Raw genomic sequence first — 14203 nt, forward strand, 5'->3', positions numbered from 1 at the left:
CACGTAGCCCGGATGCAATCCGGGAATTGCCGACGGGTTTCCCCGGATTGCATCCGGGCTACCTCAATGACCGCCGCGGCAGGTCGGCGAGGCCGGAGCCACGCCCTGCGCTGCCCACTCCTCAGGGGTATAGGTGTGCAGCGCCAGCGCATGGATCTGCCCCATCAGCTCGCCGACCGTCGCATAAACCTTCTGATGTCGCTTGACCGCATTCAGGCCGGCAAACGCCGGACTGACGATCACCGCCTTGTAGTGAGTCTCCAGACCACGGCTGTGCATATGACTCTCGTCCAGCACATCGAGGTGCTCGGGCTGCAGCGCTGCCAGGGCGGTGACGATCAGGTCTTGCTTGGACATCTTGGGCTCCATCAGGGTTGTTTTGGCAGGCCGAGCTCACCGCTCATGTCCGCCAGCAGCTTGTTCACCTCGGGCACTGCGGTTTCCAGCTTGCTCTGGGTGATCTGCGCAGACTGCGCGGTCAGGGTCGGCATCTTCTGCAGCACCTTCTGCCCCAGTGGCGACTCGTAAAAAGCGATCAGGTCCTTGAGCTCCTGCTCGTTGAAGTTGCTGGTGTAGAGCTTGACCATGTCCGGCTTGAGCTTGTCCCAGCCGACGGCCTTGTCCAGCGCAGTGTTGGCCTTGGCCTGGTAACTCTCAAGCACAGCTTTCTTGCCATCCGGCGCCTCGGCGAAACGCTGGGCGAACATCTGCTGCACCTGGCCATAGACCGGCACGGTCAGCTTGTCGGCGTGAGCCAGCTTGAGGAAACGTTCGGCATCGGCGGCGTGGCTGGCGGCATCGGCCATGGCCAGGGATGTCGAAGCGCTGAGCAGAACGGCGGTGCAGAGTTTGGAGAAACGGAGCATGAGAAGCTTCCACTGGTAATGAATGAGTCTGGGTAGACTGCGGTGGCGGCATTTTGTGCCCTGCGCCGAAATCCCTCAAGCGATGCGAGTTGTGCACTGGCTCACACGCGTCATGCACACCGGCGCACCCACTGGTCAGTTGCCAAAATGCCAGTACTTGCTCATGCTCGGCAGGGCTCGGCATTCTTTGCGATCTCCGCCATTTTTCAACAAGGCGTGCGCACCTCAAGACCCGGCAATTGATCGCCAGCTCGCGCATACACATGGACGTGCCCGATGACCAGCCTCACCTCACACGCGCCCCTGCCGCTACAGCCGCTTTGCGACAGCAAAGGCCGACTGCTGGACGAGGCCATTGGTTGGTCCAATCGACCGCAGGTGGACTGCACGCTGCACGGTCACGCCGGGCGGCGCAAGCGCTGGAATCATTGGTGCATCACCACGCCGCAGTGGATGCTCTCACTGACCCTGGCCGACCTCGACTACCTGGGCTACGGCGCCGCCTACTTTCTCGATCTGGCAACCGGTCAGTCGGTCGCCCACGCCCAGTTCCGCCCTTTTGCCCTGGGTTGCCAGCTGCCCGATCTGCCGCTGGAAAGCCACGCCTTCAACCATTCTCGCCTGCAGCTACGCATCGATGAACACCCCGGTCGCCTGCGTCTTACCGCCTCGGCGCCTGATATCGGCGGCCAGCCCCTGCAAGTCTCCCTGGACATTCAGCGCCCTGCCCACCTGCAATCGGTCAACCTGGTGTCGCCACTGCAAAAGGGCGGCTTTCATGCCACCAGTCGCCAGCTGGGCCTGCCCACCGCCGGCAGCCTGCAACTGGGTAGCAAGCATTACAGCTGCGTGCCCGGTCAGAGCTTCGCCGCGCTGGACTTCGGCCGCGGCGTCTGGCCGCTGAACACGTACTGGCAGCGCGCGGCCTTCGCGGCGGCGGGCGGCATCGCTGGCAACTTCGGTTCTGGCTGGCTCGATCACAGCGGCCTGTCGGAAAACGCCTTGTGGTTCGGCGGTGAAGTGCAATTGCTCGACAGCACGCTGCATATCGAGCGCAGTTCACAGGCGCCACTGGCCCCCTGGCGCCTGGACAGCGAAGACGATCGCGTGTCCCTGCGCTTCAAGCCCCGTCAGCTGCACAGAGCCTGCCCCAAACTCGGCCCCGTTCACGCCAACACCGTACAGCGCTTCGGTCATTATGACGGCGTATTGCGCGGTCCGAAGGGCGAGCGCGTTCCGGTGGACGGCGCGCTGGGGTGGCTGGGGGAAACCCACGCCCGCTGGTAATCGGCTCGATAGATAAGTTGCGGAACCAGTCTCCAGCGGCACGACCTAAACTGCCAGCAACCTTGCACTTGCCCCGGAGAACGCCATGAGCCGCACCGAAACCGACAGCATCGGCCCCATCGAAGTCCCTAACGACGCTTACTGGGGCGCGCAGACCCAGCGCTCGCTGATCAACTTCGCCATCGGCCAGGAGCGCATGCCACTGGCCGTATTGCACGCTCTGACGCTGATCAAGAAAGCCGCGGCGCGGGTCAACAGCCGTAGCGGCGAGCTGCCGGCGGATATCGCCCGCCTGATCGAACAAGCCGCCGACGAAGTGCTCGAAGGCAAGCACGACGCGCAATTCCCCCTGGTGGTCTGGCAGACCGGCAGTGGCACGCAGAGCAACATGAACGTCAACGAGGTAATCGCCGGCCGCGCCAATGAACTGGCCGGCGGCCAGCGCGGCGGCAAGAGCCCGGTGCACCCCAACGATCACGTCAATCGCGCGCAGAGTTCCAACGACTGCTTCCCCACGGCCATGCATATTGCCGCGGTACAGGACGTGCGCCATTGCCTGCTGCCGGCGCTGGCCGAGTTGCGCGACGGCCTGCAGGAGCAGGCGCAGCGTCACGCCAACCTGGTCAAGACCGGGCGCACCCACATGATGGACGCCACGCCGATCACTTTCGGCCAGGAGCTGTCCGCCTTCGTCGCCCAGCTCGGCCACGCCGAAGCGGCGATTCGCGCCGCCCTGCCGGCCGTCTGTGAACTGGCCCAGGGCGGCACCGCCGTCGGCACCGGCTTGAATGCGCCGGCCGGCTTCGCCGAAGCCATCGCCGCCGAGCTGGCCGCGCTCACCGGCCTGCCACTGACCAGCGCGCCGAACAAATTCGCTGCACTGTCCGGCCACGAGCCTCTTGTGCATCTGTCAGGTGCTCTGAAAACCCTGGCCGTGGCGCTGATGAAGCTGGCCAACGACCTGCGCCTGCTCGGCTCCGGCCCGCGTGCCGGCTTCGCCGAGGTACGCCTACCGGCCAACGAGCCGGGCAGCTCGATCATGCCCGGCAAGGTCAACCCGACCCAGTGCGAAGCGCTGTCGATGCTCGCCTGCCAGGTGCTGGGCAACGATGCCACCATCAGCTTCGCCGCCAGCCAGGGCCACCTGCAGCTCAATGTGTTCAAGCCGGTGATCATCCATAACCTGCTGCAGTCGATCAGGCTGCTCGCCGACGGCTGCCGCAACTTCCAGCAGCACTGCGCCGCCGATCTGCAGCCGGATGCCGCGCAGATGGCCGCGCATCTGGAAAACGGCCTGATGCTGGTGACCGCGCTCAATCCCCATATCGGCTACGACAAGGCCGCTGAAATCGCCAAGAAGGCCTACGCCGAGGGCAGCACCCTGCGCCAGGCCGCGCTGCAGCTCGGCTATCTGAACGAAGAGGAATTCGACCAATGGGTACGACCGCAGGACATGCTCGGAGCCGGGCGGCATGAGTGAAGGCAAGAGCGGCGCCACACCGCTGGAAGGTGATGGCAAACGAATCCTGCTGATTCTCGGCACACCGAAGAAGGAAAGCCTCTGCCATGCCCTGGCCGAGGCCTACAGCCTGGGAGCGCGCAGCAAAGGGCATGTGGTGCGCCAGCTCAGGCTGGGCGAGATGCAGTTCGACCCGATACTGCGCGAAGGCTACGAGCAGAGCCAGAGCCTGGAGCCGGACCTGCTCGAGGCTCAGCGTCTGATCCACTGGGCCGAGCATCTGGTGTTCGTCTACCCGGTCTGGTGGGGCGGCATTCCTGCGCTGCTCAAGGGCTTCTTCGATCGGGTGTTCCTGCCCGGTTTTGCCTTCAAGTACCGCAACCGCTCGCAACTCTGGGACAAGCTGCTGAGCGGGCGCAGCGCCGACCTGCTGGTAACCATGGACACGCCACGCTGGTACTTCCGCTGGATCTATGGTGCCCCGGCCCATCGGCAGATGGTGCGCACCATTCTCGGTTTCTGCGGGATCAGAACGCGGCGCCTGAGCGAATTCGCCCCGGTGCGCCCGTCCAACGAGGAGCAGCGCCAGAGCTGGCTGCGCAAGGCCGAAGCGTTGGGCAAGAAGGCGTGAGCATGGAGGCAAGCGCGTCTGCTCTACAGATGCCTGCTGCCCTCTTGCACCCTACCCGCCCGCCACAAGGCCAACGGGCCCAGCGTCAGTAGCAGGCCCATCAGCGCGAACGCTGCCCACCAGCCGAGCAACTGTTGATCACCCAGGACGTCGAGGGTCATGCCGAACAGCAGCGGGCCGAGAAAGGCGCCGGTAAAGCCGGTACAGGAATACAGCGCCATCGCCGCACCACGGTGGCTGGCCGGGGCGACGCTGACCAGCCCGGCGGTCAGCGAGGCGGAGTCGGCGGTCACCGTCACCGCATAGAGCAGCACCAACACCAGCATCACCCAGAACGGCAATGCCGCGCCCAGGCCGACGACCGCCGCCAGCATCGCAGAGCTGAGCATCACCCCGATCAGCCAGCGCTGCCGACCGAAACGCAGCGCCAGCTCATTGCCCAGGATGCTCGACGGCATACCGATCAGCGTTGCCAGCATCGCCACCCAGGTACCGGACAACCAGGGATCGACGCCCTGAAAATGCCCGGAGAACACCACGAAGGCCACCAGCCAGGCGCGCAGGGCGAACAGTTCCAGGTTGTGCATCGCGTAAGCCAGGCAGTAAGCCAACACCGCACGACTTTTCAGCGGTGCCAGATCCAGCAGATTGCGCGGCGCATGGACCACCACCGGTTTCGGCGCCAGCCCCCAATACACCAGCGCCCAGGCCAACAGCGCGCAGGCGCCACTGAGCAGCGCAGGCAGCTGCCAGCCACCGAGCGTGGCCAGTTCGCCGGATAGGGTGAAGGACAGCGCCGTGCCCAGGCCGAAGCTGGCGGTATAGAAGGCGATCGCCCGTGATTGCGAAGCGCCGTCGATACGCTCCGACAGTGCCTTGAGCCCCGGCATGTAGGTGCCCGCCAAGCCGATACCGGCCAGCACACGCCAGAGCAGCGCCGACCAGAAACCCTCGGCGAAGACGAAGCCGGCGCTGGCCACGGCCGTCAGCAGCATGGCCCACAGGTAGATCAGCCGGGCATCGTGGCGGTCGGTCAGGCCAGTGAGCACCGGCACGGCCAGCATGTAGCCGAGAAAGAAGCCACCGCCGATCCAGCCGGCCTCGGTGTTGCTCAGTCCCCAGAGCGTCTGGAATTGCGGCAGCAACGCGGCGAACAGGGCAAAGCCAGCCATGCCCAGGGTTTCGGCCGTACACAGCAACAGGGTTATGCGGCGAGCGTTCATGCTTTTCTTAAGGCAAGAAATCAGAAGGCTTTGCACTGTAACGGCAAAGCCGCGCGAATCGAAATATTTGGTTACACCAGGTTCAGAGCACCAGGCCGTCGCTGGCCAGGCTTACGCCGCTCGGCAGCGCCTCGGGGTGTTCCAGCAACCAGGCATCGAAGGCATGGCCGATATGGGTCAGCACCGCCTGCGTCGGCTGCAACCGCTCGATGACCTCCAGCGCGCGGGTCAGGTCGTTGTGGTTACGTGGTGCGACGGGTTGCGGCGCGGTGGAGCAATCGAGCACCAGCAGATCGAACGGCGCACGCAGCAGCTCGACGCAACTGGCCTCGGGCACGCCAACCGTATCGGTGAGGTAGGCGATGCGCCTGCCCTCGCCTTCAAGCAGGTAGCCGAAGGTGGGTTTGGAGTGATTCAGCGGCAGCGCGGTCACCCGCAACTCACCCAGCTGCCTGCGCTCGAAGGCCGCGAACGGCTGGCTGAAGTCGAGGATGCCGGGGTGTTTGTACAGATCGGCCAGACCTTCCGGGTCATCCGGGCCATGCACCGGAATCACCAGCCCCTGCCCCCAGCGCAAGTGCAGCAGGCCCTGGGCGTGATCGGCGTGGTAGTGGGTCTGCAGAATGCCGCTGAGGCTGTGCGGCGCGAAGCGCTCGGTGAGATCGGTCAGGCCGCTGTCGAGCAGCCAGCGCTGCGCGCCGCATTCGATCAGCGCACAGCAGGGGCCACGTCTTCGCGAGGGATAGACGCGGGCGGCATCGCAGGCCGGGCAGCTGCAGTTGTACACCGGCACCTGGCGCGCATCACCGGTGCCGAGCAGGGTCAGGCGCATTGGCGGGCCTCGTCGAGCAGTTGCAGCAGGCGGCTGACGGTTTGCGGCAGGGGGCCGGAATTGTCTAGAACGCAAATGTGCTCCTGCGCGACAGTCGCCGCTGAAGCGCCTCCCACAGTGCTAAAGCCGCGGCTGCGCGCCAGGCGCTGCTCGATCTGCTCCGGCGTCTCGCGGCCGCGAGCCAGCAGGCGCCGGCGCAACACCGCTTCGTCGACCTGCAGAAGAATCGCCAGCAGTTGCGGGTAGCGCTGGCGCGCAGCCTCAAGATGACCGCGCGAACCATTGATCAGCACATCCTGCCCGGCACTGAGCCAGTCATCGATCTCGCGCGGGATGCCGTAGGCCAGGCCATTGGCGCGCCAGCTCAGGGCGAAGGCGCCCTCGCCTTCCAGGCGCTCGAACTCGGCCGGGGTGACGCCCAGCGCATCCTCGCCGACGGACTCGGCACTACGGGTGATCACCCGCCGGGCGAAACGGCAGCCGTGCGCCTCCAGCGGCGCACGTGCGGCTTGCAACAGGCTGTCCTTGCCCGAGCCCGAAGGCCCCATCAGATAGATCAACCTGCCCTGCATCAGAACACCCTTCGTGCTTGGCGCCACACCTGCTGGATCACCGGCTGCTCGCCATGCGCCCTGGCCTGCACCAGGTCGGCGCGCAGACCGACGCGGATCTCGCCGCGATCATCCATCCCGGCCGCCCTGGCCGGTGCGCGGCTCACGGTGGCGATGGCCGCAGGCAAATCATAGTCGTTGTCCTGCCCGGCGAGCAGCCACGCAGCATGCAACAGGCTGGCCGGATAGTAGTCGCTGGACAGGATATCCAGCACGCCATGGCGCGCCAGTTCGGCGGCGGCGATATTGCCCGAGTGCGAACCGCCGCGCACCACGTTCGGCGCCCCCATCAGCACCTTGAGGCCCAGCTCGTGGCTGGCCCTGGCCGCTTCCAGGGTGGTAGGGAACTCGGCGATGGCCATGCCGAAGCCGGCCGACTCCTGCACATGGGCCAGGGTCGCGTCGTCGTGGCTGGCCACCGAGATACCGCGACTGTGGCAGTCCTCGACGATGGCGCGGCGCTGGCGATCGCTATACTGGCGCGAGTTGGCGATCTGTTCCTGGAGGAAATCCTCCATCTCCGCCGGGCTCAGGTGGTACTTGCCCATGTAGTACTCGCGGTACTTCTCCACCTTGGCGAACTGGCGCTGGCCGGGCGAGTGATCCATCACCGACACCAGCGCCACCAGCGGGTGCTCGACCAGGTCGCGATAGATCGTCAGAGCATCGGGATGGCACAGCTCGCAGCGCAGGTGCAGGCGGTGCTCGGCGCGGGTCTGTCCGGCCGCCTCGCTGGCGGCGATGGCTTCGATCATCGCCGGCAACTGCTGCATGCGCCGCCCACGCGGGTTGATGTCGCCGATGGACAGGGCATCGAACACCGTGGTGATGCCGGCGGCGACGATCTGTGCATCGTGAGTCAGCACCGCCGAGGCCGACGGCCAGTCCACGCCGGGACGCGGGCTCATATGCTTTTCCAGGTTGTCGGTGTGCAGCTCCACCAGCCCCGGCAGCAGGTAATCCCCCCCGAGATCCTGGACCTGCGGCAGGCGGCTGGCGCCCTCGTCCACGGCGGCGATCAGCCCGTCACGCAGCAGCAGGGTGCCGAGGAACTCGCGCTCGGCGGTGACGACACGGGCGTTGCTGAGAATCTGTTCAGACGACATAGACGTACTCCGGTTGCGCAGCGGCGGCGCTCATGTCGAGGTAACGATCGGCCACTGCCTCGCGGGCGCTGCGGTCGTGGAAAATACCGATCAGCGCGCTGCCGGCTGCCTTGGCCTCATTGATCAGCTCCAGCACCACCTGGCGGTTGGTGTCGTCCAGCGAGGCGGTGGGTTCGTCGAGCAGCAGCACCGGCCACTCGACCATGAAGCCGCGGGCGATGTTGACGCGTTGCTGCTCGCCGCCGGAGAAGGTGCCCGGCGCCAGTTGCCACAGCGCCTCGGGAATATTCAGGCGCGCCAGCAGCGCCTTGGCCCGCGCCTCGGCGTCACTGCGCGCCCAGCCACGCGACAGCGCCGGCTCCATCACCACGTCCAGCGTCGAGACGCGCGGAATCACCCGCAGGAACTGGCTGACGTAGCCCAGGCTCTGCCGGCGCACCGCCAGCACCTGGCGTGGCTCGGCGCCGACCAGTTCGACCCAGCTGCCTGCATGGCAAATGCGGATGCTGCCGCCGGCGGCCAGGTAGTTGCCGTACAGGGTGCGTAGCAGCGTGGATTTGCCGGCACCAGACTGGCCGTGCAGCACCAGACACTCGCCGCCGCGCACGGCAAAATTCAGGTCACGCAGCACCTGCAGGACGACGCCGTTCTGCTGGTGCAGGGTGAAGGTCTTGCTGAGGCCGCTGACCTCGATCAGGTTGTTCATGGTCAATAATCTCTGCGTGCGTGGGAGGGGCTTTAGCCGCGACAAAAGGGGTCGCGGCTAAAGCCCCTCCCACAAGACGGAATCAAGGCTGCAACACCGACGACACCAGCAGCTGCGAATAGGGATGCTGCGGGTCGTCGAGAATCTGGTCGGTCAGCCCCGCCTCCACCACGCGCGAGCGGCGCATCACCATCAGGCGGTCGGCCAACAGGCGCGCCACCGCCAGGTCGTGGGTGACGATCACCACCGCCAGGTCCAGTTCGCGCACCAGGCCGCGCAGCAGGTCGAGCAGGCGCGCCTGCACCGATACGTCCAATCCGCCGGTGGGTTCGTCCATAAATACCAGGCGCGGCGCGGAGACCAGGTTGCGGGCGATCTGCAGGCGCTGCTGCATGCCGCCGGAGAAGGTGCGCGGCAGGTCATCGATACGCGCCGGGTCGATCTCCACCTGGCTCAGCCAGTCGAGACCGGCGGCGCGCAGCTCGCCGTAGTGGCGCACGCCCTGGGCCATCAGCCGCTCGCCGATATTGGCGCCGGCCGACACCGCCATGCGCAGGCCGTCACGCGGGTTCTGCTCGACGAAGCCCCACTCGGTACGCAGCAGCGTGCGCCGCTCGGCCTCGCTGGCGCTGTACAGATCGAGCCACTGGCCGTCGCGAGCGCGATAACTCACCGCGCCGCGATCCGGCGGGCAGCGCCCGGAGAGCAGGCTGAGCAAGGTGGACTTGCCCGAGCCGGACTCGCCGACGATGCCCAGCACCTCGCCGGGATAGAGGTCGAAACTCACCCCCTGGCAGCCCTTGTCCGGGCCGTACAGACGGGTCAGGTCGCGCGCCGAGAACAGCGGCTCGGTCGCTGCCACTGCAGGTTGCAGACGTTCGGCGGCGCTCATTGCAGGTTCTCCTCGAGGCGCTCGGTGCGCTGGCGGCAGTAGTCGGTGTCGGAGCAGACGTAGCGCTTGCTGCCGGCATCGTCGACGATCAGCTCGTCGAGGAAGGACTCGCTGCTGCCACAGAAGGCGCAGCACTCGTCCCAGCGCTGCACGGCGAAGGGGTGATCCTCGAAGTCCAGACTCACCACGCGGGTAAAGGGCGGCACCGCGTAGAGGCGCTTCTCACGGCCGGCGCCGAACAGCATCAGCGCCGGGCTCATGTCCAGTTTGGGGTTGTCGAATTTCGGGATCGGCGACGGGTCCATCACGTAGCGCTCGTCCACCGTCACCGGGTAGGCGTAGGCGGTGGCGATATGGCCGAAGGTGGCGATGTCCTCGTACAGTTTCACGTGCATCACGCCGTAGTCCTCCAGCGCATGCATGGTCCGTGTCTCCTGCTCGCTGGGCTCGATAAAGCGCAGCGGCTCGGGGATGGGCACCTGGTAGACCATGATCTGCCCGGCCGACAGCGGGGTTTCCGGGATACGGTGGCGGGTCTGGATCACGCTGGCCTCCACCGTGCGTTCGGTGGTGGCGACGCCTGCGGTGCGGGCGAAGAAGCGGCGAATCGATACCGCATTGGTGGTGTCGTCGGCGCCCTGGTCGATCACCTTGAGCACATCGTCCGCGCCGAGAATGGCGGCGGTCAGCTGCATGCCGCCGGTGCCCCAGCCGTAGGGCAGCGGCATCTCGCGGCCGCCAAAAGGCACCTGGTAGCCGGGGATCGCCACCGCCTTGAGCAGGCCGCGGCGGATCATGCGCTTGGTCTGCTCATCCAGATAGGCGAAGTTGTAGGCCGACGCCTCGCGGGCGCCGCTTACGGTACAAGCGTTCATCAGCGGTTCTCCTCTGCCGGCGCCTGGCGGCGCAGCTTGCGGATCAGTTCCAGTTCGGCCTGGAAGTCGACGTAGTGCGGCAATTTCAGGTGCGAGACGAAGCCGGCAGCCTCGACGTTGTCGCAGTGCATCAGCACGAATTCCTCCTCCTGCGCCGGGCCCTGCACTTCCTCGCCGTACTCACTGGCACGCAGGGCACGGTCGACCAGGGCCATGCCCATCGCCTTGCGCTCGGCGTAACCGAAGGTCAGGCCGTAGCCGCGGGTGAACTGCGCCTGCTCGGCGCTTTCACCGACGAACTGGTTGACCATCTCGCACTCGGTGATTTCGATGTCGCCCAGCGGCACGGCGAAACCCAGTTCGGCGGGCGTCATCCATACCTCGACGTCGCCGATGCGAATCTCCCCGGCGAAGGGGTGATTGCGCCCATAACCACGCTGAGTGGAATAACCCAGCGCCAGCAGAAAACCTTCGTCGCCACGGGCAAGTGCCTGCAGGCGCTCGGCACGCTTGGAGGGAAAGGCCAGCGGCTCGCGGGTGATGTCCGGTACCGGCGCGCCGTCATCCTGCTCGCGGGCCATCAGGCCTTCGCCTGCGAGAAAATCCAGTACTCGCGGACAGGGCTTGGGCTCATCGCTGAGAGTGGTTTCCGGCGCCGGATACTCGCCCTCGGCCAGCAGGGCGAAGTCCAGCAGGCGGTGGGTGTAATCGAAGGTCGGGCCGAGCAGCTGACCGCCGGGCAGGTCCTTGAAGGTGGCGGAGATGCGCCGCTCCAGCTGCATCTGCGTGGTGTCCAGCGGCTCGCTGGCACCGAAACGTGGCAGCGTGGTGCGGTAGGCGCGCAGCAGGAAGATGGCCTCCATCAGATCGCCAGCCGCCTGTTTGATCGCCAGCGCGGCCAGCTCCTCGTCATACAGCGAGCCTTCGCTCATGACGCGTGCCACGGCCAGCGGCAACTGTTGACGAACCTGTTCCATGCCCAGCTCGGCGACAGCAGCATCGCCACGGCGACGGTTGGCCAGCAGTTGATGGGCGTTGTCGATGGCGCGTTCGCCACCCTTGACGGCGACATACATCAGGCAGCCTCCTCGTTTTCGATCAGCACGCGGGTGCTGCGCGGCAAGCCGATGACTTCGCCGCTTGCCGCGAAGAAGCAGTCCAGGCCACGGGGAAAGGCGTTGCGCGCCTGGCGCTGCTGCCAGAACGAGGCCGGCAATGGCAGGCTGACACTGCGCACATCCTTGATGCCCGGACCGCGCCAGCGCAGGGCTGGGCCGGCGTGCAGATCGTCGAGTTGAATGAGCAGCGTGCAGGACTGATCCGGGTAGCGTTCGCTGCCGTTGTCGAAGTCCGACAGATCATCCAGCTCGCTTTCGTCGAGCAGGGCGAACAGGGCGATCTCGCGCTCGGCGACGATCGGGCAGCCGCAGTGGAAGGCCAGGTTGGCGCGGATCAGCGGCGTATCGAAGCGCGGCGCCAGCCATAGCGGCGTGTCGCTGTCGAGAAAGGCCAGGCACAGGCCATAGGTGGCCGGCGCCAGGTCGCCCAGGGTGTGGGCGCGCGCCATCGGCTGGGCCAGGCCGGGTTCGGCCAGGGCAGCGAGGGCAGCGCGGAAGCTGACCTGGGCATCCAGCACCGGGTCGTCGAAAGCCGGTTGCAGCCAGTGCGAGCTGTGCGGCGTAGTCATCAATCCTCTCCTCTGACCAGGGTGAAGAACTCCACCTGGGTGGTGGCAGTACGGGCGGCCCGGGCCAGGCGTTGTTCACGCTGCTGGCGGGCCAGGGGTTCGATCAGGTCACTGAGCCAGCGCGCCTGGTCGCTGCCCTGCAGGTGAGCGTCGGCCAGCGCCGCCAGCTCGGCGCGGCGCTTGTCGCGGCCGGCCAGGTAGCTGTAGCCGGTGCGGCCGTCGGCCAGGCGCACCACGCAGCGGGTCACGGTCATCTCGCCGAGGTTGAAGGCGCTGCCGGTGCCGCCCATGCGCCCGCGCACCAGGGTCATACCCACCTCGGGCGCGCGGATCAGCTGATAGGCGCTGTCCTTGAGCGCCGCCTCATGGCTATCGAGGGCCTGGCCGGCACGGGCCAGCACGCCCATCCAGCGCTGTCGCGCGGTGGTGTTCGGATCATGGTCGTTCATGCGGGTCTCCATCAGGTCGCTACCTGGTACTGGAAGCGGTCGGCACGACTGCTGGACTGCGCCAGCTCCACGGCACGACCGGCGGGATCGCGGGACAGGGTGAGTACGCTGAGCAGCGGCGCATGGCGCGGCATCAGCAGGTGCGCGGCCTCCTCGCGACTGGGCAGGCGCGCGCCAATCAGGCTGAAGGTGCGCGCCAGGGGCAAGTCGCGCTCGGCCAGGTACTGGCGCAACGAGCCGCCCTGGTAGTCGGCGAGAAGCGGCGCCAGGCTGGCGCAGAAGCGGTGGCGGATCAGGCTCAGCGGCTGACCCTCGAGCAGGCGCAGGGTGGCCAGTTCGATCAGCTCGCTACCCTCGGGCAGTTGCAGATGGCGGCACTCCTCGCTGGTAGCGGTGCGGCGCAGGTTCTCGATCAGTCTCGCTTCGACACGGTGGCCAAGCGCCGATAGCGACTGACTGAAGGCGCTGCCCGCCTCCACCGGATACACCAGCGGTCTGGCCAGCACCTGGGTGCCCTTGCCCTGGCGGCGCAGCAGGCGGCCTTCGAGCACCAGTTCGTCCACGGCGCGACGCAGGGTGTGGCGGTTGACCGAGAAGCGCGCGGCCAGCTGCATCTCGCCCGGCAGGTAGTCACCAGGGCTCATGCGCTGCACGTCTTCGCGCAGCACGGCGGCCAGTTCGCGGTACAGCGGTTCGCTTTGTCTAGACAAGTTCATCGTTTGAAAAGGGCGCACGCAGGCGCCCTCCCTCTCCTTCAGATAAAGAGCTTGCGCAGGCGCTGGGACAGGATGTCGATGGCGCTCACCACCAGGATGATCACGATCAGCAGCGCGCAGGTCTGGGCGAACTGGAAGCCCCGGATGGACTCCCACAGCACCACGCCGATGCCGCCGGCGCCGACCATGCCGACCACCGTGGCCGAGCGCACGTTGGATTCGAAGCGGTACAGCGAGTAGGAAATCCACAGCGGCAGCACCTGCGGAATGACCCCGAAGATCACCTCCTGCAGGGCACTGGCACCAGTGGCGCGCACGCCCTCGACCGGGCCCGGATCGATGGCTTCGACCGCCTCGGCGAACAGCTTGGCCAGTACCCCGGTGGTGCTGATGAACAGTGCCAGCACGCCCGCGAAGGGGCCGAGCCCGACCGCAACGACGAAGAGCATGGCGAAGACCATTTCGTTGATCGAACGGCAGGCATCCATCACCCGGCGAACCGGCTGGTAGATCCACCAGGGCACGATGTTCTCGGAACAGAGGATGCCCAGCGGAATGGCGCAGACGATGGCCAGCACCGTGCCCCAGAGGGCGATCTGCACGGTGGTCACCATCTCCTTGAGGTAGTGCTGCCAGCTGCTGAAATCCGGCGGGAAAAAGTCGGCGGCGAAGGTAGCCATGTTGCCGGAGTCACGCACCAGCGCCAGCGGGTTCATTTCCGCGCCCTGCCAGGACCAGGCGAGCACGGCGAAAAACAGGCCCCAACCCATCAGTTGCGGCCAGCTGCGCTTGCCGTCGGCGATTGTGGTAGAGGTGGTCAGTGTGGTCATGGGTAATTCTCGATCCTGTGGGAGGCGCTTCAG

At 66.4% G+C, this 14203-nt stretch carries 17 protein-coding genes; 3 read left to right on the forward strand and 14 right to left on the reverse strand.

The window, feature by feature from the left end:
* Positions 1–63 precede the first annotated feature (63 nt).
* Both BLR77_RS01515 and BLR77_RS01520 read right to left on the reverse strand, forming a co-directional pair.
* Complete coding sequence (locus BLR77_RS01515; protein WP_074675136.1) at positions 64–357, reverse strand: BolA family protein; 294 nt, start codon at positions 355–357, stop codon at positions 64–66.
* 11 nt (positions 358–368) lie between these two features.
* Positions 369–866, reverse strand: coding sequence for a DUF2059 domain-containing protein (locus BLR77_RS01520; RefSeq protein WP_074675137.1), 498 nt, complete (start codon positions 864–866; stop codon positions 369–371).
* 276 nt (positions 867–1142) lie between these two features.
* Here BLR77_RS01520 and BLR77_RS01525 point away from each other — a divergent pair, with 276 nt between their 5' ends.
* The 3 genes from BLR77_RS01525 (at position 1143) to BLR77_RS01535 (ending at position 4243) form a co-directional block, all read left to right on the forward strand.
* Positions 1143–2153, forward strand: a complete 1011-nt coding sequence (locus tag BLR77_RS01525) for a DUF2804 domain-containing protein (RefSeq protein WP_074675138.1) — start codon at positions 1143–1145, stop codon at positions 2151–2153.
* An 85-nt stretch (positions 2154–2238) separates the two neighbouring features.
* Positions 2239–3633 (forward strand): class II fumarate hydratase, encoded by a 1395-nt coding sequence (locus BLR77_RS01530; RefSeq protein ID WP_074675139.1) that lies wholly within the window; start codon positions 2239–2241, stop codon positions 3631–3633.
* Positions 3626–4243 carry an NAD(P)H-dependent oxidoreductase gene (locus BLR77_RS01535; protein WP_074675140.1) on the forward strand — a complete coding sequence of 206 codons (618 nt, stop codon included), beginning with the start codon at positions 3626–3628 and terminating at the stop codon, positions 4241–4243. Before BLR77_RS01530 ends, BLR77_RS01535 begins: the two co-directional genes overlap by 8 nt.
* 23 nt (positions 4244–4266) lie before the next feature.
* Here the strand turns inward: BLR77_RS01535 and BLR77_RS01540 are convergent, their stop codons facing one another.
* The 12 genes from BLR77_RS01540 to phnE form a co-directional block, all read right to left on the reverse strand.
* Positions 4267–5466: an MFS transporter gene (locus BLR77_RS01540; RefSeq protein ID WP_074675141.1), complete on the reverse strand. Its 1200-nt coding sequence runs from the start codon at positions 5464–5466 to the stop codon at positions 4267–4269.
* 82 nt (positions 5467–5548) lie between these two features.
* Positions 5549–6298: a phosphonate metabolism protein PhnP gene (gene phnP / locus BLR77_RS01545; RefSeq protein ID WP_074675142.1), complete on the reverse strand. Its 750-nt coding sequence runs from the start codon at positions 6296–6298 to the stop codon at positions 5549–5551.
* Positions 6289–6870 carry a phosphonate metabolism protein/1,5-bisphosphokinase (PRPP-forming) PhnN gene (phnN, locus tag BLR77_RS01550; RefSeq protein ID WP_074675143.1) on the reverse strand — a complete coding sequence of 194 codons (582 nt, stop codon included), beginning with the start codon at positions 6868–6870 and terminating at the stop codon, positions 6289–6291. Before phnN ends, phnP begins: the two co-directional genes overlap by 10 nt.
* Entirely contained in the window at positions 6870–8015 is a 1146-nt protein-coding gene (locus BLR77_RS01555) for an alpha-D-ribose 1-methylphosphonate 5-triphosphate diphosphatase (RefSeq protein ID WP_074675144.1), read from the reverse strand. The genes phnN and BLR77_RS01555 overlap by 1 nt, the downstream gene beginning before the upstream one ends.
* Positions 8005–8721, reverse strand: a complete 717-nt coding sequence (phnL, locus tag BLR77_RS01560) for a phosphonate C-P lyase system protein PhnL (RefSeq protein ID WP_074675145.1) — start codon at positions 8719–8721, stop codon at positions 8005–8007. Before phnL ends, BLR77_RS01555 begins: the two co-directional genes overlap by 11 nt.
* Positions 8722–8803: 82 nt before the next feature.
* Positions 8804–9613: a phosphonate C-P lyase system protein PhnK gene (gene phnK / locus BLR77_RS01565; protein ID WP_074675146.1), complete on the reverse strand. Its 810-nt coding sequence runs from the start codon at positions 9611–9613 to the stop codon at positions 8804–8806.
* Entirely contained in the window at positions 9610–10488 is an 879-nt protein-coding gene (locus BLR77_RS01570) for an alpha-D-ribose 1-methylphosphonate 5-phosphate C-P-lyase PhnJ (RefSeq protein WP_074675147.1), read from the reverse strand. Before BLR77_RS01570 ends, phnK begins: the two co-directional genes overlap by 4 nt.
* Positions 10488–11564: a carbon-phosphorus lyase complex subunit gene (locus BLR77_RS01575; RefSeq protein WP_074675148.1), complete on the reverse strand. Its 1077-nt coding sequence runs from the start codon at positions 11562–11564 to the stop codon at positions 10488–10490. The genes BLR77_RS01570 and BLR77_RS01575 overlap by 1 nt, the downstream gene beginning before the upstream one ends.
* Positions 11564–12175, reverse strand: coding sequence for a phosphonate C-P lyase system protein PhnH (gene phnH, locus BLR77_RS01580; protein ID WP_074675149.1), 612 nt, complete (start codon positions 12173–12175; stop codon positions 11564–11566). The genes BLR77_RS01575 and phnH overlap by 1 nt, the downstream gene beginning before the upstream one ends.
* On the reverse strand, positions 12175–12624 hold the full coding sequence (gene phnG / locus BLR77_RS01585) for a phosphonate C-P lyase system protein PhnG (protein ID WP_074675150.1): 450 nt from the start codon (positions 12622–12624) through the stop codon (positions 12175–12177). Before phnG ends, phnH begins: the two co-directional genes overlap by 1 nt.
* Positions 12625–12635: 11 nt before the next feature.
* On the reverse strand, positions 12636–13358 hold the full coding sequence (phnF, locus tag BLR77_RS01590; RefSeq protein ID WP_083366013.1) for a phosphonate metabolism transcriptional regulator PhnF: 723 nt from the start codon (positions 13356–13358) through the stop codon (positions 12636–12638).
* 20 nt (positions 13359–13378) lie between these two features.
* Positions 13379–14170 (reverse strand): phosphonate ABC transporter, permease protein PhnE, encoded by a 792-nt coding sequence (gene phnE / locus BLR77_RS01595; protein ID WP_074675152.1) that lies wholly within the window; start codon positions 14168–14170, stop codon positions 13379–13381.
* Between the last annotated feature and the right edge of the window lie 33 nt (positions 14171–14203).

The organism is Ectopseudomonas alcaliphila (assembly GCF_900101755.1).
In the GTDB taxonomy this organism is placed as follows: Bacteria; Pseudomonadota; Gammaproteobacteria; order Pseudomonadales; family Pseudomonadaceae; genus Aquipseudomonas; species Aquipseudomonas alcaliphila.

What these genes read in the sequence shown, in the direction of transcription:
- BLR77_RS01540 (WP_074675141.1), bottom strand. Translation starts at nt 5,466, where the DNA reads ATGAACGCTCGCCGCATAACCCTGTTGCTGTGTACGGCCGAAACCCTG.
- phnG (WP_074675150.1), bottom strand. Translation starts at nt 12,624, where the DNA reads ATGAACGACCATGATCCGAACACCACCGCGCGACAGCGCTGGATGGGC.
- phnK (WP_074675146.1), bottom strand. Translation starts at nt 9,613, where the DNA reads ATGAGCGCCGCCGAACGTCTGCAACCTGCAGTGGCAGCGACCGAGCCG.
- phnL (WP_074675145.1), bottom strand. Translation starts at nt 8,721, where the DNA reads ATGAACAACCTGATCGAGGTCAGCGGCCTCAGCAAGACCTTCACCCTG.
- BLR77_RS01525 (WP_074675138.1), top strand. Translation starts at nt 1,143, where the DNA reads ATGACCAGCCTCACCTCACACGCGCCCCTGCCGCTACAGCCGCTTTGC.
- BLR77_RS01535 (WP_074675140.1), top strand. Translation starts at nt 3,626, where the DNA reads ATGAGTGAAGGCAAGAGCGGCGCCACACCGCTGGAAGGTGATGGCAAA.
- phnH (WP_074675149.1), bottom strand. Translation starts at nt 12,175, where the DNA reads ATGACTACGCCGCACAGCTCGCACTGGCTGCAACCGGCTTTCGACGAC.
- phnP (WP_074675142.1), bottom strand. Translation starts at nt 6,298, where the DNA reads ATGCGCCTGACCCTGCTCGGCACCGGTGATGCGCGCCAGGTGCCGGTG.
- phnN (WP_074675143.1), bottom strand. Translation starts at nt 6,870, where the DNA reads ATGCAGGGCAGGTTGATCTATCTGATGGGGCCTTCGGGCTCGGGCAAG.
- BLR77_RS01520 (WP_074675137.1), bottom strand. Translation starts at nt 866, where the DNA reads ATGCTCCGTTTCTCCAAACTCTGCACCGCCGTTCTGCTCAGCGCTTCG.
- BLR77_RS01515 (WP_074675136.1), bottom strand. Translation starts at nt 357, where the DNA reads ATGTCCAAGCAAGACCTGATCGTCACCGCCCTGGCAGCGCTGCAGCCC.
- BLR77_RS01575 (WP_074675148.1), bottom strand. Translation starts at nt 11,564, where the DNA reads ATGTATGTCGCCGTCAAGGGTGGCGAACGCGCCATCGACAACGCCCAT.
- BLR77_RS01530 (WP_074675139.1), top strand. Translation starts at nt 2,239, where the DNA reads ATGAGCCGCACCGAAACCGACAGCATCGGCCCCATCGAAGTCCCTAAC.
- BLR77_RS01555 (WP_074675144.1), bottom strand. Translation starts at nt 8,015, where the DNA reads ATGTCGTCTGAACAGATTCTCAGCAACGCCCGTGTCGTCACCGCCGAG.
- phnE (WP_074675152.1), bottom strand. Translation starts at nt 14,170, where the DNA reads ATGACCACACTGACCACCTCTACCACAATCGCCGACGGCAAGCGCAGC.
- BLR77_RS01570 (WP_074675147.1), bottom strand. Translation starts at nt 10,488, where the DNA reads ATGAACGCTTGTACCGTAAGCGGCGCCCGCGAGGCGTCGGCCTACAAC.